16 protein-coding genes are annotated in these 22,149 nt (G+C 62.4%); 1 reads left to right on the top strand and 15 read right to left on the bottom strand.

The window, feature by feature from the left end; translation table 11 throughout:
• Positions 1-58: 58 nt before the first annotated feature.
• From adhP to JQ573_RS21905, 10 genes are all read right to left on the bottom strand, one after another.
• On the bottom strand, positions 59-1,102 hold the full coding sequence (gene adhP, locus JQ573_RS21950) for an alcohol dehydrogenase AdhP (protein WP_212312191.1): 1,044 nt from the start codon (positions 1,100-1,102) through the stop codon (positions 59-61).
• 106 nt (positions 1,103-1,208) lie between these two features.
• On the bottom strand, positions 1,209-1,982 hold the full coding sequence (gene pstB / locus JQ573_RS21945) for a phosphate ABC transporter ATP-binding protein PstB (RefSeq protein WP_212312950.1): 774 nt from the start codon (positions 1,980-1,982) through the stop codon (positions 1,209-1,211).
• A 332-nt stretch (positions 1,983-2,314) separates the two neighbouring features.
• Positions 2,315-3,088 carry an enoyl-ACP reductase FabI gene (gene fabI, locus JQ573_RS21940; protein WP_212312184.1) on the bottom strand — a complete coding sequence of 258 codons (774 nt, stop codon included), beginning with the start codon at positions 3,086-3,088 and terminating at the stop codon, positions 2,315-2,317.
• Positions 3,085-4,278 carry an acetate/propionate family kinase gene (locus tag JQ573_RS21935; RefSeq protein WP_212312182.1) on the bottom strand — a complete coding sequence of 398 codons (1,194 nt, stop codon included), beginning with the start codon at positions 4,276-4,278 and terminating at the stop codon, positions 3,085-3,087. Before JQ573_RS21935 ends, fabI begins: the two co-directional genes overlap by 4 nt.
• The gene (locus tag JQ573_RS21930; RefSeq protein WP_212312180.1) at positions 4,275-5,693 is read right to left on the bottom strand and encodes a bifunctional enoyl-CoA hydratase/phosphate acetyltransferase; all 1,419 of its coding nucleotides are present in this window, start codon (positions 5,691-5,693) and stop codon (positions 4,275-4,277) included. Before JQ573_RS21930 ends, JQ573_RS21935 begins: the two co-directional genes overlap by 4 nt.
• Positions 5,690-7,504, bottom strand: coding sequence for an alpha/beta hydrolase (locus JQ573_RS21925; protein WP_212312172.1), 1,815 nt, complete (start codon positions 7,502-7,504; stop codon positions 5,690-5,692). Before JQ573_RS21925 ends, JQ573_RS21930 begins: the two co-directional genes overlap by 4 nt.
• Positions 7,501-9,141, bottom strand: coding sequence for a PEP/pyruvate-binding domain-containing protein (locus tag JQ573_RS21920; protein WP_212312164.1), 1,641 nt, complete (start codon positions 9,139-9,141; stop codon positions 7,501-7,503). Before JQ573_RS21920 ends, JQ573_RS21925 begins: the two co-directional genes overlap by 4 nt.
• A gap of 13 nt (positions 9,142-9,154) precedes the next feature.
• Positions 9,155-11,083, bottom strand: coding sequence for a hypothetical protein (locus JQ573_RS21915; RefSeq protein ID WP_212312162.1), 1,929 nt, complete (start codon positions 11,081-11,083; stop codon positions 9,155-9,157).
• Positions 11,084-11,533: 450 nt separating this feature from the next.
• Entirely contained in the window at positions 11,534-13,075 is a 1,542-nt protein-coding gene (locus tag JQ573_RS21910; RefSeq protein WP_212312160.1) for an NAD(P)/FAD-dependent oxidoreductase, read from the bottom strand.
• Between the two features lie 393 nt (positions 13,076-13,468).
• The gene (locus tag JQ573_RS21905; protein ID WP_212312158.1) at positions 13,469-14,104 is read right to left on the bottom strand and encodes a PAS domain-containing protein; all 636 of its coding nucleotides are present in this window, start codon (positions 14,102-14,104) and stop codon (positions 13,469-13,471) included.
• Between the two features lie 409 nt (positions 14,105-14,513).
• Between JQ573_RS21905 and JQ573_RS21900 the strand changes: the two genes are divergently transcribed.
• On the top strand, positions 14,514-15,875 hold the full coding sequence (locus tag JQ573_RS21900) for a site-specific integrase (RefSeq protein WP_006023603.1): 1,362 nt from the start codon (positions 14,514-14,516) through the stop codon (positions 15,873-15,875).
• A 306-nt stretch (positions 15,876-16,181) separates the two neighbouring features.
• Here the strand turns inward: JQ573_RS21900 and JQ573_RS21895 are convergent, their stop codons facing one another.
• From JQ573_RS21895 to JQ573_RS21875, 5 genes are all read right to left on the bottom strand, one after another.
• Positions 16,182-19,286, bottom strand: coding sequence for a DEAD/DEAH box helicase (locus tag JQ573_RS21895; RefSeq protein WP_006023604.1), 3,105 nt, complete (start codon positions 19,284-19,286; stop codon positions 16,182-16,184).
• Positions 19,287-19,297: 11 nt separating this feature from the next.
• Positions 19,298-19,534 (bottom strand): DUF2158 domain-containing protein, encoded by a 237-nt coding sequence (locus JQ573_RS21890; protein WP_006023605.1) that lies wholly within the window; start codon positions 19,532-19,534, stop codon positions 19,298-19,300.
• Positions 19,535-19,811: 277 nt separating this feature from the next.
• Positions 19,812-20,252: a DUF6527 family protein gene (locus tag JQ573_RS21885; protein ID WP_006023606.1), complete on the bottom strand. Its 441-nt coding sequence runs from the start codon at positions 20,250-20,252 to the stop codon at positions 19,812-19,814.
• Positions 20,249-21,421, bottom strand: coding sequence for a ThiF family adenylyltransferase (locus JQ573_RS21880; RefSeq protein ID WP_006023607.1), 1,173 nt, complete (start codon positions 21,419-21,421; stop codon positions 20,249-20,251). The genes JQ573_RS21885 and JQ573_RS21880 overlap by 4 nt, the downstream gene beginning before the upstream one ends.
• Positions 21,396-22,142 (bottom strand): multiubiquitin domain-containing protein, encoded by a 747-nt coding sequence (locus JQ573_RS21875; RefSeq protein WP_006023608.1) that lies wholly within the window; start codon positions 22,140-22,142, stop codon positions 21,396-21,398. Before JQ573_RS21875 ends, JQ573_RS21880 begins: the two co-directional genes overlap by 26 nt.
• Positions 22,143-22,149: the final 7 nt, after the last annotated feature.

Below are 22,149 nucleotides of genomic sequence, written 5' to 3'. Positions count from 1 at the left end.
TCAGCCGGTGCTCCCAAGCAAGCTTTGATCCTGGTGCGCCCGAGTTACCGGTCGCCTATCAAGCCGTTGCCGGCTCGCTCATGTCCAGCACCATGCGCCCTTGGACCTTGCCGGCCTTGAGGTTGGCAAAGATCGTGTTGATGTCGGTCAAAGGAGCCGTCTTGATCTCGGCCCGAACCTTGCCCTCGACAGCAAACGCGACGGCCTCGTCGAGGTCACGACGGGTGCCAACAATGGAGCCGCGCACGGTGAGGCGCTTCAGGACAACGTCGAAGATCGGAGTCGGAAACTCTCCGGGTGGTAGACCGACAAGGCTGATGGTTCCCCTGCGACGCACCACCTGCAACGCTTGAGAAAAGGCGGGCGGAGACACGGCCGTCACCAGAACGCCATGGGCGCCGCCGTCAGTGGCCTGGAGGATTTGCGCTACCGCATCTGCCGATAGTGCATCCACCGCGACATCGGCGCCGGCCGCCAGGGCGAGCGCGAGTTTGTCCGGAGCGATATCAAGCGCCGCGACGTGCAGTCCCATCGCCTTGGCATACTGGATCGCCACCTGCCCGAGGCCGCCGATGCCGGAGATGGCGACCCATTCGCCCGGCCGTGCTTCGGTTTCCTTCAGCCCTTTGTAGCTTGTGACTCCGGCGCACAGGATCGGCGCAATCTGCGTAAAGTCGACGCCAACCGGCAACCGTGCGGCAAACGGCGCAGCAGCGATCACGTACTCCGCGAAACCACCATCACAGCTGTATCCCGTGTTGTGCTGATGCTCGCACACGGTTTCCCAGCCGGTCTCGCAGTATTCGCAGCGCATGCAGGCGTCATGCAGCCATGCCACGCCGACCGGATCGCCGGGCTTGAAATCGGTCACGCCCGGGCCAAGGGCAGCCACGACGCCGGCGACCTCATGGCCCGGGATGAACGGCAGTGCGGGCTTTACCGGCCAGTCGCCTTCGGCGGCGTGGAGATCCGTGTGGCACACGCCGCATGCCATCACCTTGACCAGGATCTCTCCCCGGCCCGGCACAGGCACGGGCACATTCTCTATCTTCAGCAGTTGCCCGAACTTGTGCACCACTGCAGCCTTCATCATCTTTGTCATGGCCGAACATCCATTATCATTTGGGTTGGATCAGCTGCGCCAGAGGCGATGAGTTGATTTGATCATCGCGGAAGGAGCGTCTGATCGGGCTACACGTCAGTTTGTCCTAGCCGAAGCGCCCGGCAATGAAGCGCTCGGTCCGCGGATCGCGCGGCGTCCTGAAGATCTCGCAGGTGGTGCCGAACTCGATCAGTTCACCGAGGAACATGAAGCCGGCATAGTCTGAAACCCGCGCTGCTTGCTGCAAGTTGTGGGTCACGATGACGATCGCGTGTTCCCGCTTGAGTTCGAGGATCGTATCCTCGATCTTTGCCGAGGAGATCGGGTCGATGGCCGAGCACGGCTCGTCGAGAAGCAAGACCTCTGGACGCAGCGCCAGGGTGCGCGCGATGCTGAGACGTTGCTGCTGCCCACCCGAAAGGCTGGTGCCACTGCGATGGAGATTATCCTTCACCTCGTCCCATAGCGCAGCGCGACGAAGCGCGCACTCGATCTCGACGTCGAGATCTGCTCGCGAAATCCGCCTGTGCAATCGAATGCCAAACGCAATGTTTTCATAGATGGTCATCGGGAAGGCCGTCGGTTGCTGAAAGACCATACCAATTCGGGCCCTCAGCTGGCTTAGATCATGCTTTTGCGTCAGGATGTTCTGGCCGTCGAACAAGACTTCACCTTCCGCGCGCTGCCCGGGATAGAGGCTGTAGGTGCGGTTGAAAATGCGAAGAAGGGTTGACTTGCCACAGCCTGACGGTCCGATCAGCGCGGTGGCGTGTCCCGAATAGACCGGCATCGAGACATTCTTCAGTGCCTGTTTTCCGTGCTCGTAATAGAAGTTGACGTTGCGAACGCTGATCGTTTCGAGCGGTGACTCGGACAGCATGAAAGCTTCGGAGAGCGCAAACGCCGCGCCTAGATGGGCGTCAATGAGGGTTGATGGCCTCAGGTCCGCGACGATCATGTTATGGCGCTCCCGCTTGGATGATGGCTTCGAATTACCTCCGCGAAGGTTTCACTGTCTTGATCAACATCAAACGAGCGCTGCTTGAACGACCCCAACGACTATTTGCATCAGTCGCGTCATGATCTCTATCTTCGATCTGTCATCGTTGTGTCATAATGCGAGCGTCCGCGAGCCGTAGGAGCGCTATCGGTGCGCGGAGAAGTCTCTCCGCTGAGGCGACGAGGACGCGGCGTTCCCGCCCGGAACCACGCTCATGCAATGACGTGGAAGCCCTGATCGGCAAAAGTAACGGAGCCTGTTAGTGGTGCACCGGCTTCGCTGGCAAGGAATACTGCCACGGCACCGATTTGGTCGATCGTCACAAGCTGGTTGGCGGGGGTGCGCTCGCGCACGCGGTCGAGCAGTTCGTCGAACCGGTCGATGCCGGACGCCGCGCGCGTTTTGACAGGACCTGTCGACAGCGCATGCACGCGAATGTTGCGGGTTGCGAGGTCGGCGGCGAGTGTGCGAACGGTGGATTCGAGTGCCGCTTTCACCGGTCCCATCAGATTGTAATGATCCACGACCCGATCCGCCCCAAAGAAGCTCACGGTTTGCAGACTGCCGCCTGCCGTCATCAAGGGGGCGGCAAGCCTGGCCATACGGATGAAGGAATGGCATGACACATCCATCGCCATGGCGAAGCCTTCCGCGGAGCAGTTGACAAGGCTGGTGTGGAGGTCGTCGCGTGGCGCAAAAGCGATCGAGTGAAACAGGAAATCGAGCCGCCCCCACTCCCTGGTGATCCGGTCGAACACCGCTTCCAGTTCGCCGGTGATACGAACGTCGCAGGGCACAATGATGGATGTGTTGAGCGCTTCCGCGAGCGGCCGCACGTAAGGCTCCGCTTTGGCATTGAGATAAGTCACGGCGAGGGTAGCCCCCGCGGCGCGGAATGCGCGTGCGCAGCCATAAGCGATGCTGCTCTCGTTGGCGATGCCGACAACGAGGCCGCGTTTTCCGGTCAGATCCACCATAGGCGTCATCCGATGGGTTCCTTTGCTGCGAGGATCGAGCAGGTCTCGTCTGCGATGATCTGCTCTTCATCAGTCGGGATGACAAGAACGGCGATCTTGCTTCTGGAGCCGTCGATCCGCGTCGCATTGTCCGAATTTGCGGAATCGTCGACCGCGACCCCGAGCCAGGCAAGATGACGGCAGATGGCGTTACGGATCTGCGGCTGATGCTCGCCGATACCCCCGGTGAAGACGATGCCATCGAGCCCGCGTAGCGTTGTGGCGAGTGCCGCGATCTCACGTGCGATGCGCAAGGTGAAGAGATCCAACGCCTCTTGGGCTTCCGGAGCGTCGCTAGCGATCAGGTCGCGGCTGTCGGCGCTGATGCCGGATGTGCCAAGCAGACCCGAACGATGATAGAGCATGTCCTCGATCGCATCGATCGATAGTCCGCGTTGCTTCACCAGATGGATCAGGACACCGGGATCAAGCGCGCCGCAACGCGTCGCCATCGGAATGCCGTCGAGCGTCGAGAATCCCATGCTGGTGTCACGACTGATACCGGCCTCCAGAGCGCAAAGGCTCGCTCCGCTACCCAGATGCGCCGCGACGACGCGGCCGCTGGCAACATCCGGCGCGATCTGCTGCAATTGCCCGGCGATGAATCTATAGGACAGGCCATGGAAGCCGTAGCGTTTCACGCCCTGATCGAACAGTGTGCGGGGCAAAGCGAAGCGGCGCACGAGGTCGCTCTGGCTGCGATGGAACGCCGTATCAAACGATGCGATCTGCGGCAGGCCCGGACGCAGATGGCGGACGGCGCGGATCAGGCGGATGCTTTGCGGTTGGTGCAGTGGCGCAAGCGGCACGAGGGCTTCGACCGCATCTAGCATGGCGTCGGAGATCGCCTCGGGGCCGGCAAACCGGTCGCCACCATGGACGACACGATGTCCGACGGCAGCAAGGGTATTTACCGAGAAATGCCTTCTCAGCCAGCTGAGCGTTTCGTCGATCACCTCATGCAGGTCATCCGTCACAGTTGCCTTCAGCGAAATGTCGGTCGCCACGATCCCTTCAATGACGTGAAGCGCCAGAGGCCTGTGTCGCAGATCGATAATCCCGCTGCCGAGGCGACACGGCCTGTTCGCCTCGATCGCAAACAGACCGAGCTTGATGGTCGAGGAGCCCGGGTTGAAGGTCAGCAGAATTTCACCGTTCATGGCGTCGATAACCCGGACTTGCGGCGTGCGGATGCGAGCTTGGCGAGGGCTGCCGAAGCCAACCGAACCCTCTGCGAGTCGGAGCGGCTCGTCAGGATGATCGGCACGCGGGCGCCGAGCACGAGGCCCGCCGCATCTGCGCCGGCAAGATAGATCAGTTGCTTGGCCAGCATGTTGCCGGCTTCGAGATCCGGAACAACAAGGATGTCGGCTTGTCCCGCCACGGGAGAGATGATTTCCTTGATGCGAGCCGCGTTGAAGCTGATGGCGTTGTCGAACGCCAGGGGTCCGTCGACCGCAGCGCCATTGATCTGGCCCCGCGCGGCCATCGCGGTCAATGCCGCGGCGTCCAGCGTTGCCTGCATCGCCGGATTGACGGTCTCGACGGCGGCAAGGACCGCGACCAGTGGTTTGGCGATGCCGAGAACATGCAGGAGATCGATCGCATTCTGACAGATGTCGCGCTTCTGTTCGAGCGTCGGGGCGATGTTGATGGCCGCGTCGGTGATGATCAGGGGTTTGGGATAGGTGGGGACGTCAAGGACATAGACGTGACTGATACGCCGCTCGGTTCGCAGCCGTGATTGCGTGGCGATGACAGCGCCCAGCAGTTCATCGGTGTGCAGGCTGCCTTTCATGAGGGCTTCGACTTCACCTGTTGCCGCCATTTCGACGGCACGCGCGGCTGCGGCGTGGCTATGTTCGGTCGCTACCAGTTGGAGCCCAGAAATCGAGAGCCCGGCCTGCTCGGCGGCCGCATGGATCTTGTGGTCCGGGCCGACCAGCACAGGGGTGATGAGACCCTCGTCGCGAGCTTCGATCGCCGCCTGAATGGCTTCGCCGTTGCAGGGGTGGACGATGGCCGTCAGCAGCGGTGGCAGGTCGCGCGCCTCCTGCAGGAAGCGCTCGAAACGATCGTGTCGGCGCAACGCGACCTCGGGCAGCGCAGTGCGGGGCAGCGACACCTTTTCAGTGGGGGCGATCACGGTCGCCGTTCCGGTCAGGACCTCTTCGCCTCGCTGGTTCGTACAACGGGTGTCGAACAGGACAATCCGTTTCTCCGGGCGCTTTTCCTGGACCGTGACGCTAGCGGTGATGGTGTCGCCCGGGGCAACGGGTTTCCGAAAGTGGAGATCCTGACCGAGATAGATCGTGCCAGGCCCGGGCAGCTCGGTGCCGAGCAGGGTTGAAATCAGCGCGCCGGTCCACATGCCGTGAATGATCACGTGGCCGAAAATATCGCTTGACGCATACTGCGCGTCGAGATGGGCCGGATTGACGTCACCCGACATCGCGGCGAATAGTTTGATGTCATCAGGTTTGACGAGGCGTACCAGCGAGGCTGTCTCGCCGATGGCAAGCTCGTCAAAGGTGCGGTTCACCAGCAGTGTGCCGGTCGCGGAGATGATGTTCATGGTTGCAACACGTAGGTGCCGGGAGCGTCGGTCTGTGGCGTAGAACCAATCCCTATCCCCATCGCAGGTGGCGAAATCTTTGGCGAGCTGGAACGCCCGGCCAGCCAGGCTGTCCAGGCGGGCCACCACGATCCCTGCTGTGTGGGCGTGGCAGCGACCCATTCGTCGGCGCTCAGGCAGGGATCGGTCGCAGCCTTGGACGCGATCCGGAAATGTCGGTGCGGATGACCGGGCTCGGTGACGATGCCCGCATTGTGACCACCGCTCGTCAACGTGAAGGTAACTTCGGTGTCGGAGAAGTAGTGAATTTTGTAGACCGAATGCCATGGAGCGACGTGATCGCGCTCGGTGCCGACGGCGAAGATTGGCACGCGGATATTCTGGATGGCGATCGCATGGCCGTCGACCACATAGCGGCCAGAGGCGAGATCGTTGCCGAGGAAGAGCTTGCGCAGATAGTCAGAATGCATGCGAAACGGCATTCGCGTCGTGTCCGCGTTCCAGGCCATCAGGTCGATCATCGGCGCACGCGCGCCCATCAGATATTCGCGGATCAGGCGAGACCAGATCAGGTCATTTGAATTCAGAAGCTGAAAGGCGCCTGCCATCTGCGTGGCGTCCAATGTACCGTTCTTCCACATCATGCTTTCGAGAAAGGAGACCTGGCTGTCGTCGATGAAGAGATCCAACTCACCGGGCTCGCTGAAGTCCGTTTGGGCCGCCAGCAGAGTCATTGTCTTGAGGCGGTGGTCCCTCGTTTCGGCCATGGCGGCACCGGCAAGTGCCAGCAAAGTACCTCCGAGGCAGTAGCCCGCTGCATGCACCTGCTTGCCGGGGACGATGGACGCAATTGTGTCGAGTGCCGCCATGACTCCGAGCCGGCGGTAGTCCTCAAGAGAAACGTCTCTGTCATCCGCCGTGACGTTGCGCCAGGAAATGCAGAATACGGTGTGGCCTTGGCTGACCAGATAGCCGATCAGCGAGTTCTTGGGCGAAAGATCGAGAATGTAGTATTTCATGATCCATGCCGGCACGATCAGCACCGGCTCCGGATGCACCGTCGCGGTGGCGGGTGCATACTGGATCAATTCGATCAGATGATTGCGAAAGACCACCTGGCCGGGTGTCGTGGCGAGATTCTTGCCGACCTTGAACGCCTCCGTGCCTGCAGGCGGCCGTTTGGCGAGAACACGGCGGACATCGTCGCTCCAGTTGACGAATCCGGCGAGCAGATTCCGGCCTCCCGTGCGGAATGTCTCCTGTGCGACTTCGGGATTGGTCCACGGCAGGTTCGACGGCGAGAACATATCGAGCCACTGACGGGCCGCGAAGGTCACCACATCCGCATGATGCGGTGAGACGCCTGCGACGTCACGCGTGGCCTTCCGCCACCATTGTTCGGTCAGGAGAAAATTCTCGTACCAGAGCCGGTAAGGAAATTGTTGCCAGGCATCGCCACGAAATCGGTCGTCTTGAAGCGATCTCTCGGACTGATGGTCCGCTGCCGGCTGCATCGCTTCGCCGAAAAGCCGCGTCCAGTCCTGCCACAGATCAAGCGCCAACTCCAATTGCTTGCCGGGGGCAGCGCCAAGATGCATCGCCCAATCGGAATAGGCCAGCCAGAGGGCCGCCGGCGATAGCCCGCCGGTGATGCGCGCCATGGCGGCGGCCGTCGCTCGGTCGAGATCGCGAAAGGCTTCGCGCGTGAGTGAGGCTCGGTCTGCCGCGCGTTCGACTGGCGGGATGACCAGACTTGAGACAGTCTCGATCGCATCGCCGTGAAGTAGTGCGGTTCCTGTCTGGGCGTTCATGTCGGGCTCATTTCAGCGTCTTGTTTATGGGTTGGTTTCGGTTTGCCGTGGCCGTGCGCATGATGCTCGGCGCGCCATTGCTCTATTTCGGCGAGTTCGGCCTCTGGCCGTGTCACGCAGATTTCACGTCGCCCTTGATAGATGCGGCCGCTGTCTCCATCGATGGAAATCCAGTCGCCGCCCGAGATCGTTGTTCCTGCAAGGTGGGCGCGATCGGCCGCCGCCTCGATCGTCATGCCGTTGCAGCCGACGATGCAGGGTTTTCCCAATTGGCGCGCCACCAGCGCGGCGTGAGCAGTGCGGGCGCCGACCGCGGTCACGATCCCTGCCGCGACGGCAAAGCCCGCGACGTCAGCGGTACTCGTATCGGGGCGCAGCAAAATTGCCGGCTCACCAGAGGAGGTCAATCGCAGTGCGCTTTCGGAGTCGAATGCGGCTCGGCCAATGGCGATGCCGCCAGATGCGCCGATCCCGGTTATCAGCGGATCTCCGGTTACGGCCAACTCGGTTTCGGTCACGGCGTCGAGGTCTATTCCATCAATCCGCTGCAGCGCCTCGCGAGGCGTGATGAGCTTCTCGTGCACGAAATCGATAGCGATTCTAAGTGCCGCGCGCGGCGTCCGCTTTGCAGACCGCGTCTGAAGAATCCAGAGTCGTCCGTCTTCGATGGTGAATTCGATATCCTGCACGTCGCCGAATTCCCGCTCGAGCCGCTTGAGAATATCGCCGAGTTCGGTCTCGATCGCAGGCAGCAGGCGGGCGATCGTCTCTTCGGTGTCAGGCGTTCGTCGGCCCGAGACGACGTCCTCGCCCTGTGCGTCGAGGACGAGGTCGATCATGGGGCGCGGCAGCCCGGTAGAGGGATCGCGAGAGAACGCGACGCCGGCTCCGGACGTAAGTCCGCCATTGCCGAATACCATGGCCTGAACCGTGACGGCGGTGCCGCGAAGATCCTCGAGCTTCTCGAGGCGACGATAGGTTTGCGCCCGCTCGCTCGTCCATGATCGATAGACGGCCCTGGCCGCGCCGTCGAGTTGCGCCGTCGCATCCTCGAGCCAGCCGTCATCCAGGTCTTCGATCAACGCCTGTTCGTCGGTGGCCAGACGCTCGAGCGCCTCGCTATCGAGTTCACGGAGGCCGGAAGCAGTTTCACGGGCGGTCAGTTCGGCAAGGCGCGCTGCGAATGGCGCAGGATCGAAACCCAGCACCGTCTCCGCGTAGCTTTCGAGAAAACGCCGCCGGCAGTCCCACGCCAGCCGCGGGCGGCCGGTGGTCCGGATCAGACCATGCACAGCGTCCGAGGTACAGCCGACGTCGAGTACCGTATCGAGCATGCCCGGCATCGATCGTGCAGCTCCCGACCGCACCGACACCAGAAGCGGGTGCCGGCGGTCGCCGAAACGTTTTCCGGTCGCGCGTTCCAGGAACTCGATACCTTCCTTCAATCCGTCGCGCAGGTGGCGTTCCGCGTGGGCGTCGCCATCGATGATGGCGGCGCACAGCTTGACCGGAAGTACGAAGGCTGGCGGAACGGGCAAACCGAGGGCCGCCATCCGCGTTAGATTGGCAGCCTTGGCACCGATTGCGTCGGCCGAATGCCGCTCTGTCGATCCATCGCCGATACGCACGATATGCATCGGTTAGTCCTTCCTAAGCTGATAAATTTGTCATGACATGGCGCCGCAGCAGATGGCCGAATCCAGCCAGCCGGTCAGTTGCGCGCTCGATAGCGCGGGCCAGCTCAAGAACCGACAGCGATATCGCCAAGTCGAAGCCGCCGGCGAATACTCGTGCAGTGACATTGCGCTCGCACGAATCCGCGGCGTGCTCGGCCTCAATGAGACGAACGACGGTGGCCAGCGCGTCCTCGGCGTCGGCGCGGCGTCCCTCCGGAACATCGGTGGCGGCAGCCATGCCCGAGGCCGCGGCCTCGGCACCGGATAGGGCGACCTTGCACAACCCGGCAAGTGCCAGCAGCAGCTCTGGAGCTAGTCCGGGCGGCACCAGCGAGGCGATGAAGGCGGCCTGTTCCAACTCATCAATGGCTTCCTCGATGCGGTCGATCAGTTGCTCGACGGTCGGATCAGCGTTGAGGCGTGTCACTTCGTTGCGGGCTTCAATCGCGATTCGATCGGCCTTTTGCTCGATACGGCCGGCACGGGCCGCAAGGAGCTTGCCGTCAGCCGGGCGGCCGGCCTGCAGGGCGGCGACATGGTGGACGAGAGCGGCGGCGATGTCGTGAGCCAATCCCGCCTGTCGCACGACGATAGCAAGCAGCGCGCTGTCGACACGCTCCAGATGCCTGACCAGATCGGCTTCAATTTGATCGCGGACCAGCCGAACGGATCGCCCCGCGCTTAACCCGTCGGTCGAGGCGCGCAGCGTGGTCTTGAGAAAATCGACCGCGGCGTCGCGTCCAAGTGCCTGATCCAGACGTTCGCCGAAACCAATCCGCGTCGGCGCTGCATTTCGCACGGCGGCGCCGATCAGTTCGCCGCCGCCAAGTTCCAAGAATGCCCGATGTCCGACCCGCTGTCGCGCGGCCCAGCCGAGAATGCCAACCGCGTCATTCTTGGCAACCCAGTTGCGCAGCAGTTTGCGGGCCTTGTTCCAGTCGATCAAGAACACCAGCGCCGCGCCGGTGGCGGCGAGAAACGCATCGCGCTCTTTGGCAGTTGCCGCCTGATATTGCCCGGTTACGAGATAGAAGTTTCCATCATCGCTGAGGCCATCAGCCGAATGACGATCGAGACCGCTCCATTGGGCAGGGAATTCCTCAAACAGGCCGACAAAGAATTTGGCGCGCGCCCGGTGCACGTCGGTGTAGGTGACAGTGACCGCGTCATCCTTGACGGTGATGACCACTACATGAGCATCGGTGGTCCCGATATCGTTCTGAATCAGCAACCGGTCGCCAGATCGCGTCGCCATCGTATCAAGACCTGGATGATCGAATTTTAGCTCTCGGGTCTCCTCGAGCCCCCGCATGAAGCTTTCCACGGATTGATGGTCGTCCGGGCGCAAGCCGAAGACGTGAGCGCCTGCGACGATCTCTTCAGCGCAACCTGCTGCCAACCGATTGAGCACCTTGTGCAGATCCATCACCAGGCGATGTAGGCTGTCGCTGTCATCTTCCGTCACCCCGGTCAGCTTGGCGATCCGGGATGCTTCGATTTCGTTCGAAGCTTCCAACAAGCCTGAGGTCTGGATTGCCGAAAGGCGCGCGCTCATGGTTTCGCCCGCTGGCGGATCGCCGGCCTTCACGGCACGAATCATCGCCGCTACGTCGTCAAGGATGTCCTTCATCAATTTGGCGAGGTTGGGCGCAACGATGCGTCCTTCGCCGACGGTGTGTGCTCCATCGATCAGTGCTGCGATCGCGGCTGGCGCAATTCCGGCCGCGCGGCATTCAACCTGCAAGTCTGAAGCCGGATGGTCTGGCTGGAAGGCGCGGTGGGCCGCGGCCTGGAGGGCGCTCATGCGGACCTTGATGCAGTCATTGGCTGCGAGCGCATCCGCAATGAAGGACGGTAACAGAATGTCGGCTTGGCCGAGCTGTTCGACAATTTGAGACTTCATGGTTCACCGACTGAAATTCGATGACGCCTGTATGCCTCGCGTTTGCGGCAGTGTTATTGCGCTACATCATTCATGAAACTGTCGTATTTCGTCGGAGATTGCCGCTTAAGCCGAGGCTCCGCTTGAATACCATCGATGAGGACGCCGCGCGATCTTGCAAATGAGATGAAGAGCCGAGCCACCGGCAAGATCGTCCGAGAGACACGGACCGTGCCGGGCGCCGAGGCGCGAAAGCGTGCCAAGTAAATTTCGAAGAATACCCCAGCGACACTTACCTCACAGAGATCGAGAACTGGCGCATGTGTCGGGGTGGACCCGTCGAGTCGACAGTGAAGCGGCTTGACGCTCCCTTCGACGAAGCAGATCAAACGAAAAAAATCGATCAGTCTTGAAAAGATCGGTCATTGACCGGATGGAGTACGACAAACAAAGCGTTGTTGAGGAGGATTTTCAGGTACTCGTGTCCACTCGCGTTGCAGCGCGAGCGGCCCAGCCACCGCCGAGAATTGCGCCGGTGAAGCCGCCGCCGCCGGTGAAGGCCGAGGCTAGGTACAGCCCGTCGATCGCGGTGACGGCCGAAGGCATGAATCCGCGCGATTCTGGAGCAAAGCCGTAGAGCGAACCGCCGGGGGTATTGAGGTATTGCTGGAATGTCTCCGATGTCGACATCTCGCGATGGACGATGGTTGCGGCAATACCGGGAAATTGCCGGTCGAGATCGGCGATGATGCGATCCATCCAGCGATCCTTGCGCGCACGCTTCGCCTCGGGCGTGAGACCTGCCCAGTTCTGAACCCGATCGAGGCCGACCACCGCTGCAAGATAAGGGCCATCGAAATTCAATCCGGAATCGATCTGATCGTAGGCGACGAAGCCATACGGCGTGATTCGGTTTTCCGACTCCTCGCCCAGAATGGCGGCGGCGTCGCGAAATCCTGACAGCGTCGTGAGCCACGCTGGCAGGACGCTGGTTGAGTAGTGCGCCACCCCGAAGTCGTGCGAATGCCGTTTCAGCCCGAGCGACATGGTCCATAGCGAGATTGACGGACGCCGGCCCTGGTACCGCAACAGGAAGTTGGCGCGCCTGTCCTCGGGCAGCATCGTAGCCAGCACTGTGGGCGCCGCGTTGCCGAAAACGATCGGCGCCAGCTCTTCTCCAACGTCGCCGGTCTTGCGCCCGCGGTGCCGCACCCCGCTGGCGCGGTTGCCGTCCAGCAGGATAGTCTCGACCTCGCGGCCGGCCTCGACCTCGCCGCCGGCTTCTCGAATGATGGCGACCAGCCGGTCGCTCAGCACCTGCGAGCCGCCGCGAATATAGTGGCCGCCCCCGGCGAGATACGACGCCTGCGGAACGGCGAAATGGATGAACGGCATCGTGTCGGGATTGTCCGTGTAGTATCCGAGGTTGGACGCCACTGCGAGCTTGACTGCCTCGTTGTCACCAAACAGCCGACCGAACACTTCGCTGACCGTGCCGTGGCGGTCGCGAATCAGAGGCCACAGCCGCCACGGCAAGGTCGGCGCGTTCCAGAGCCACCAGCTGCGATCATCCTGGTGTTCGCTCATCGTGGCCACGGCTTGCCGGACTGCATGGATACGATCGAAATATTGCTCAATGCCCCCGGAGGCTTCCGGAAAATGCGCCTTGCACGCGGCAAGTGCTGCTTCGAACCCGTGCGGCATCACGAACGGTTTGTCGAATAGCGGGCTACGCACCTCATGCAGGTCGCCGACATCGACGAACGGAATATCACTGGAAAGCCCAAGCGCGCGAAGAATCGGTGCCTTGGGATCGCTGACGTCGAGACCGTCGATCTCGTGCAGCGACGCTTCGATGGCCAACGCGCCGTGACGATAGACCGTGGCGGCGCCGCCAAAACTTTCATTGCGCTCTAGCACTAAAACCTTGTGTCCGGCGCGGGCGAACAGCGCCGCCGCAGTCAAGCCGCCGAGTCCGGATCCGATCACGATGGCATCGAAGTTGCGGGGCACCAACAAATCTCCCGTAAGAGTCGTTCGAGCTATCCTCGATCGTCTCGCTTGACGAGATTCCGCGCACGATAGAACGCGTATGTCTCGGCGTCGGCGATCGACATCCGAACCGCCCGCTTCGAGAGCGAAATAGCACCAACCGTCAAGCCGACCTGCGCACTGCCCGGCAGTCGTCGGCAGAACACCAGATCAATGATGGTACATTCCCAAGGTTGCCAAACCATCGTCGCAGATTGGAGCCCCGGACACGATTGCCGGGGCTCCCGTCAACTCCTCAGCCGCCTCTGTCGAGCGGTCGGCACCCTCATCGGGCGGTTCGGCGGTGACATTGCAAATTCTTTACGACGGGGACCATTACCGCATTGAGCGACATCAAAGGTCCGGGCGGGAGCCTCAACTTCCAAACTGCGACACCATCGAACTTGGGCGCGTCACCTGATCGCTCACGCCCTCGACGTGATGCAACAGGAACACGAGTCGTCCGTCGGTGTCGTGGATCGGCGTGTTGATCGGTTGCCAGTAGCGTTCCACGAAGTCTCCGGCCGGACCCTTGATGTCGTAGCGCTGGACGGACATGGCGTGGGGGCGCCCGGTCTTCGCGACGGTCTTCAGTGAATTGTAGAGATTGCTTACCCCGTCCGCAAAGGGATGGTCCGGATTGTCCGGAAAGACGTCGAACAGCGACCGCCCCAGGATGTCGTTCCGCTGTGTGAGGGTCGCCGTCGCGTAAGCGGCGTTGACGTCGACGATCAAGAGGCCCGGACCCGGATCGAGCAGCAGGTACGGGTAGAGCGAATGGTCGAAGTCCGACAGAAACTGCTCCCGGATCCTCGATGCATCTACCGACCGTCTGGGTTGGCGCGCGACCGACGCGACGTCGGCGCCGACCTGTGCGGCGTCCAGCATCGCCAGTTCGCGATTCTCTCTGGCCAGAAGCCGCTCGAGCGTCGTCTTCTGGGTAGAATCCCTCGCGTCCTTCAATAACTTACTGAAATGCGCGACATTCTGCTCGCAGATGAATCTCTTCATGTCTTGGCCTGCTGCGCATCGTTGCGACATGCCACGCTCCGCCTGAGGAGGCCCCGTGGCGAGCAGGCCGCGGGACATCGCATTCGAGGACCATCTCACCAGTCGCTTACTTGCTACGAATGAGACAAAGCCGAATTTCGGTTCGGAGGCCGATTAACGCGATGTCAGACAAAGAAAATCTGGCGCACCCGACACGATTCGAACGTGTGACCTTTGCCTTCGGAGCAATTTAGCCTGCCTATCCTAAATGCACGACAGGGCACGCTACAATGCGATATGTAACTGAAGATACTAGACAATTCGTATTTCCGCGCCGAACTGTCTATCCAGAATTTCGCTCCGATATCCATCCGGTTGCTTCCGTGGTGCTTCCGCGGAAGCAGCCCCTCACTAGCGAGGGGAACACCTCATGGCAAAGCTGACCAAGCGGATCGTGGACGCTGCCGATGTTCGCGAGAAGGACTATTTTATCTGGGACGACGAACTGCCCGGTTTCGGCCTCCGCGTGTTCGCCTCCGGCAAGCGCAGCTACCTCATCCAATATCGCGCTGTTGGACGCACGCGACGCTACACCATCGGCCTGCATGGCGTGTGGACGCCGGAGACAGCCCGGCAAGAAGCGAAGGTCCAACTCGGGCGCGTCGCGCGCGGCGACAACCCTTCCGAAGAACGTCAGCTCGATCACAAGGCCATCACGGTCAAGGAGCTTTGCGCCCTCTATACCGCTGATCTGAACGCGGGCCTCATTCTGGGTAAGGGCGGGCGACCGAAAAAGCCCACCACCATCGTCACCGACACTGGCCGTATCGAGCGGCACATCATCCCGCTGATCGGCGCGCGCCGGGTCAAGGATCTCACCAAGGCCGACATCAACAAGGTCTTGAAGGACATCATGGCCGGCAAGACGCGCGTCGCCGTCAAGACGAAAAAGCTGCGAGGAAAGGCCATTGTTCGTGGTGGCGCGGGCACCGCCACGCGCACCGTCGGCCTATTGGGCGGAATCCTCACCTACGCTGTCGATGCTGGGATTATAGAGGTCAATCCGGCGCACGGCATCAAGAAGCCCAAGGACAATGTTCGGAATCGTAGGCTGACCGAGGCGGAGTATCGCACCCTCGGGCAAATGCTTCGCGATGCCGCGGCGAACGAAAAATACGCCATGACCGTGGACATCATCCGGCAGATCGCGCTCACCGGCTGCCGCCGCTCGGAAATGATCTCGCTAATGTGGATCGAAGCTGACACCGACGCGAGCTGCATGCGCCTGGTGGACAGCAAGGAAGGTGAGTCCATTCGTCCAATCGGATTGCCCGTCGTCGAGTATCTGGAGGAACGGCGCAAGACCGCAGCGGGCACCTATGTCTTCCCAGGTCAGGGCGAGGACCATGCGTTCGGCAGCTTCCCGAACCATTGGGAACAGATTTTCAGCGACAGTCCGCTCGCCGGCGTCACCCCGCATGTCCTGCGTCACAGCTTTGCCAGCATCGCCAACGATCTCGGTTTCACCGAGGTGACCATCGCGGCGCTCGTCGGCCACTCCAAGGGCTCGGTGACGAGCAAATACATTCACACGCTCGACACTGCGCTCATCATGGCCGCCGACACGATCTCCGGTTACATCCAAGGGCTACTCGAGGGGATCGAATTCAAACAGACGGCCTACGCATTGGATCGTGATTCTCGTCGAGCTGCGCTTGACCTCTTCCTGACCAAAGCGGTTGGAGAGCCGGGGAACGAAGCCGAGGACGAGGAGCGTCGCTTGGCAGCTTGAGGCTTGCGATCAGCCACTGGTCGGCGAGCAATTCATCGCCGCCCACGATGCAGTCGAAAAAGCTTTTTGAAGAAATCGACGATCTTCGGTTTGGCGCCATCGGCGACCAGGTCATTTGCTCCGAACCGGCAGACCATCCTGACACTCCTGCACACCGAGCGCAGCCGTAGCGGCGCGTTGTCTCGTTCGACCGCTTGATCGCCCGCTGCCGCATTGGCTCCGCCAGCATTGGAGACTTTCTGAGGCAGGAACGTCTCGCAGAGGGGGCATCTGACGCAATCGCCTCACGCCCCCGTTGCGCGCAATTTAGGGCACATATACTTCAAGGATCGGGGCGGAAGGCGCCACCGCTTCGGCCCGACGCTTGGCAACGCGCTTCGCCGCATCGCGGACAAGTGCAAGCTTGCGCCTGTCCTTGTCCACGCATGCCAGAATTTGGTCATCAGTTGCGGCGTCGATCTGTTCGGGCTCACAGAGCTGCGCGGCGGCCAAGCGGCAATAGTCGCCCCGCAGCAAATCGGCTCCAGCGAATTGGGCGAGGTCGACGGCGGCGCTGGGCACGCCATATGTCAACCGGATCGCCAGACGTCTCACACGGTCACCGAGATCGAGCGTGGGGTGCAGGATCTCGGCGACGCGAGCCGCGACCGGCATCAGATCGCAAGTCCGCGCTGCGACCGCGCGTATGGGGCCGGCGGCGCCGCCAAACGCACCACCGAACTGCGTCAGCACGCGCTCGATCTCGCTCATGGCACGACCGGACACGAACAAAAGACAAGCGACCGCCTTCTTCGCACGCAGGGTCGCCTGATGATCTTCTGTTGTCCCGCGCTGAAGCGCGTTCAGGACGTGCCACGGCACATTCTGCCTCTGCAGCTCGTTGGGCCATAGCTGAGGCTCTTTCTGCGTGCTTTTTCGGTTGATCGGAAAAAGGAGTTGATCGACCTCGACCGTCGTTTGAGCTGCGGCAATCAGGACGGGATCGCTGATTTCTTGGGGCTGAAGCGAGCCGAGGCAATCTACGAGCGCGACGATGGACCCGACCTCTGCCGCGCTTTCGCCAGCGAGACGGCCCAGCTTGGTCAATTCATACGCGCCTGTAGCGTTCTTCTGCACCAGGCCGTGGCGTTCCAAATCCGCTAGGGCCGAAAGCAGATCCGGCCGGCTCCACTGCCACGCGCTATGGGCGCGCCGGGCTTGGAACGCGCCGAAGCTCGATTCCAGAAATTCGACAATCTCCTCGCTCGGCACGCCTTCGCCGGCCGCTCGTTGTGCCGCGACTAGGACGCGGATAATCAGGGAGCGTGGGTCGGTTGTACCGTCGAGGAAGCGGGACACCAAGTCTTCCGGCTCCGCGGTCACGTATCGCGACCACAGATCATGCTCGGCGCGCGGATCGAGCGCCAGCAGATACGAAGCTCCCTTCTCGGCGAAGCCAAGCCTTCCCGCGCGACCGACTAGGTTCTTGTATTCGGCTACCGAATAGGGCTCGTCGCCGGGATGATTCAAGCCGGCGATGATGACCGATGACGCGGGCGTGTTCACGCCCATCGCCAGCGTCGTCGTGGCTGCGATGACGCGCAGGCCCGAGCCGCTACGGCGAAATTCTTCCTCGATGACGCGCCGCTCTTCGCGGTCGAGATCCGAGTTGTGGAAAGCGACGCCGCGCCCCAGCGCGCTCCGCAAGTCGGCGCTGGCCTGCGAGGGATCGCCGCCGGGCATCTGCGTCAGCGCCTCGGCAGCCGGAGGCAATCCGAGCGACTCTGCGAGATAGTTGGCGCAGCCGCGGGCTTCGCCCTTGGTTTCGCGAAACACGATCACCTGCTGGCCTTCGGCCACAAGCTTGCGCACCAGCGGGATGATCCAATCCTGGCTGGATCCTTTGCCGCCGACAAGACGCCGAACGAGCGGCCCCTCAACCTGCTCATTGCCATTCTCCGGGTCAAGAAAGCGGAAATGCCCGGTGCCGAGCAACAAGCCCTCCTCAAGCGGAACGGGCCGCTCCGTGCGCCGCAAGAGCCGCGCGCCGAGCCATTGCTCAAGGCCGTTCGTGTCCCCGATCACAGCCGAAAGCGCGATCAGTTGGGGCTCGATCCCCTCACGCCGGCGCATCCGGATGAGCGTCAAAATGAACTCCAGATTCGCGCCGCGGCCACGGTCGGCGATCATCTGCGCTTCGTCGATCACGATCGCGCCGACCTGCGCCAGCACATGAGGGAATGTCAGCGCGATCGCGGCGAACTTCTCATAGGTCAGGAGACCGACATCGTATTGGCCCCGCAGCAGAGGCGCGATGTCGTCCGTCTCGCCCGTCGCTTCCACCGTGCGGACCCCGAAACCGCCATAGACGCTCTCGAAGTGCCGCCGCTTGTCTGCCACAAGGGCCTTAAGCGGCAGCAGAAACAAAGCCCGTTTGCGATCCAGCACGTTCCGGAGCGCCGCGAGCTCGCCCACCATCGTCTTGCCCGAGGATGTCGGGGCCGACACCACCAGGTTCTCGCCGTCCAGCACGCCGAAGTCGGTGATGGCGGAGATCTGAAGCGCATTCAAGGACGGGATCGCTCCAGCCCAGGCGGTGACAAGCGCGTCGGGGAAACCGGCCGACGAGAGGCTGGCAAGATCGGACGTCACCTTGGCAGGCAGACGCGCCGGGAAGGCCGCCCGATACTTAGCGCCCGGCACGAACACGGGCCACGCGACATCGCCGTCGATGCTCCCGCGCATGGTCGGGTTCTGCTCTTTGCCGCCCTGCAGCGCGGCCGCCCGGACGCGGCTCGTGACATGCTCGAGGAGGCGGTAGAGCGAGAGCTTGCCGCCGCTCACGACTTCCTCGGCGCCACATAGCGCCTCAAGCAGAAAGTGGGTCAGAAAGCCGTGCCCGAACCGGCGGTGCTCATAGGCGGGCTCGGTCGCCGCGGAGGCGGTGAAGATGATCCGACCAGCGCCGCCAAGCTGAGCCAGGCGCGCTTCGGCGGACAAAAGGCTGCGCGGCTTCGCATCGACGTGCAGAACCTTCGCCCCAATGCCGCCGGAAAAACAACAGTCGAGGAACAGGATCAGGCGCTTTGCCGGTATCCGCGAGAACCATTCCTGCAACAGCTCGAGCGGGATCGCGGAGCCGGCGAGATCATCTGGATTCGCGTCGTGGGTGACGAGCTCATGTGTCTCCGACCCATGGCCGGAGAACGCGATCACCACCGTATCCTCGGGGCCGCAGCCGGCCAGGTCGGCAAATGCGTCCTCAATCCGCTGCCGCGTGGCCTCCGCATCTGCCAGCAAGACTGTGCTGCCGCCCAGCGTGTCGAAGAACAGTGCCTCCAGCGCCGTCGCGTCGCGACGCGCGCAGGTCAGCTCATCAATGCCGGTCGAGCTATAACGGTCGATGCCGATGAACAGGCCGCGAAACGGCATGAGGCACCACGCTACGCCCGAACGACGCCGACGGAGAACGCGGCTCGTGGCTTCTCAGCCTTCTCCAGCACGACCGGCGCGAACGTGTCTTTCCGCGCGACCTGCTTGTTGCCCACCTTCTCGAACCAGACACACCAGACGGCATCCTCCTCCAGCATGGCCGTCTTCCCGACCTGCTCGACCGTCATGATCGGCCCGCCTGACTTCACCCGCACAAGATCGCCGGGCTTGAATTCGGTAGCATCCATTCTCCACGCTCCTTCTCGATGCCTATCTGTCCTCGCCAGGCACCGGAGGAGGTCGCAAGAAGCTCGCCCACGTCCCCACCACCATGAGTGGAGACGCGCACGTGCTAGGAGATCGCCCCATGCCTAACATCAATATATGGTGTGTCGGTCATTCCTTGCACAAGGATTTCGGCGAAGACCGTGTAAGCTCCTGATAGATGTTCTTGATTTGTCTCTTAGGGCTGCGCTGCGTTCCGAAGCGGGATAGCCCGACGGCAACCTGCCGTCGGGCCTATCGTCACGATCTGCCAGATAGCCAACGCCAGGCGCGGCGCCAGAAGCCGGGAGCCGCCTTGACGGGAGCGGGCTGAACGGCAAGTTCGATCGCTGGCGTCTGCCCGTAGAAGCGCGCTTTGGCAGCGCGGTCACGACGACGCTCGGCTTCGACCTGCTCGTCACTCCAGGGGCCGGCCTCGATCACCTTGCTGCGGTCGATCACATAGTGTGACCGGCATTTCAGCGTCCAATTGCCGATCGACGGCCGAAGGGAGACGGTCTCGCCATCGAACGTCATCTTCCAGTCCGTCGGCGTGAAGGGGGCGACGACCTCCTCGCCGCAACCGCAGCAGCAGCTGTGGGCTGATGTGGCATATTCCATCGAAACATAGAGAATGCCTGCCTCAAGGCGCTCAGGGATGTGTTCGACGAAACGATGTTCGAGTCGCTTGTGCCGTATCACGCGAGATCCCCGTTGATCAGCATGTTGCCGTCGGTGGTGTAGGTGCAGTGATGCTCGCGCTCGAGGTCGCGGTAGAAGCCGCGAATCTTCTTCCACTTGACGACCGCGAGGACAGCATTCAGGGCGTTGAGATCCGCGACCTGGATGTTGGAGGCGTAGATGTCCTTGGCGCCGCCGCCGACGAAGGAAATGCGCTGCCGCGCGTGATCGCGCTTCTCCGGCGTACTGGCGGTGACGCGCAGGATGCCGCCCAGCGACCCCTCGTCGAGCTCGAGCCCCATGCCAACATCGACGAACGCGGCGCCGATCGCCTCGAGCTTCTCTACGATCAGCCGCTTAGCGTCACCCGCATCGAGGGACAGGAACGCGAAGGTGACGCCGTCGAGAAGGTGAATGTTGTCGACGCCGAGCGCGACATCGTGCGCCACGATGTTCCGGTGCATCCGGCTGTAGATGCGCTTCAGGTATTCGACCTTCTTGGGCGCTTCCCGCAATTCCTCCAGGCTCGGAGCGCCCGGCGCGCGAAACGCGTTATGGGTCAGGAACTCGTCGCTGTCGAACAGCCGGATTTCCCGGACAGGCGTCTTGGCGACGAAATCCAGGATGTAGCCGCCGGTCCCCCCGACGCCGATGATGGCGACCCGCTCGTTGACGAGTCGCTCGGTCAGGACGCCGATCCCGACACGGTCGGAGGCGGTCTCGACATAGTTGAAGACGCTGTCCTCCTCCTCTTCCGGTTCGCGGAAGGTGCGAGGCGTCGCGCCGGACTTCAGCACTGCGGCCGGGCCCGCGAGGATATTCGCGTAGCTCGTCATCTTGTGGTGGTAGTCCGAGTAGCCGCCGTCTGGCTTGCTGGAGAAGCTGTGCGTCGCCTTCAGGCCGTGGCCGAGATCGAAGGCGCCGGCCGCATGCGAGATGCCCTGGATGGGCCTGCCGTCGGCGTGGCACGGGAAATCGCCGTCCCAGTGGATGACATGGGTGTCGGGCGGGCGCGTCTGATCTCCGGCCAGCGTGAGGCTGGAGATGAGGGTGCCGATGCGCACCTCCCGGCGCGCATCGACATACGGCACCTCGCGCATAACGAGATACCCGCCCTGCTGCTGGACGAAGTAGCCTTCGTCCCGCAGCCGCTTGAGGTCCGGATTACGACTGAACAGTGCGCGTGACATTGAACACCGTGCCCTTCTTCTTGACGTCGACGGAGCCGCCAACCCCGAGCTCACCGGCGGGCGGCGTCGACGCCGCGTGCCGATAGGTCATCGAGAAGACGACGTTGGGTTCGTGCTGGCCCGGGAAGGCGAGCTGGACGATCTGTTCGAACGTCACCGTGCGGGCGTTCACCGTGCGCGGCCGCGAATTGACGATGATCTCGAACGTCAGCCGCGCGGTGATGAACCGCTCGATGCCGGGCTGGACCAGATCGATCAGCTCGCCATGCTCGATCAGGCGATCTTCACCGCCGGGAACCTCGAGGAAGACGGCCTCCCCCTCGCCGGGCTTGGCGAGGCCGTAGAGCACCGTGCCGCTGATGACCGGCTTGCCCCAGAGCAGCTCGTGGTCGTTGAGGGTCAGCTTGAAGTCGCGGTCGGTCTGGAAGGCGATGAACCGCTCGGCGCCGCGCTCACGCAGGTCGAACGGCTCGTTGAGCCTCACATCCTCGAAATCGCCCGAGGGCAGGATCGCGATGAGGCTGTAACCGTCCCGCGGGTCGAGTGCCGCGGCTTCCAGCAACTGGCGGCCGAGCGGCACGGGATCGCTCACCACACGGGACTGGAAGTTGAGATCGCCCTGCGCGAGGAGAAAGCGATACCCCCGCGCCGGACGCAACGCCCGGCCTTCGCGCAGGGCGTTGCCGAGATCGTCGTAATCAAGAAGTTCTTCGGTGTTCATAAGATTG

Origin of the sequence: Bradyrhizobium sp. AUGA SZCCT0105, assembly GCF_018129565.1 — a bacterium.
GTDB lineage: Bacteria > Pseudomonadota > Alphaproteobacteria > Rhizobiales > Xanthobacteraceae > Bradyrhizobium.
The sequence above is the reverse complement of the archived record's forward strand: the minus strand, read 5'-3'. Positions and strand labels throughout refer to the sequence as shown.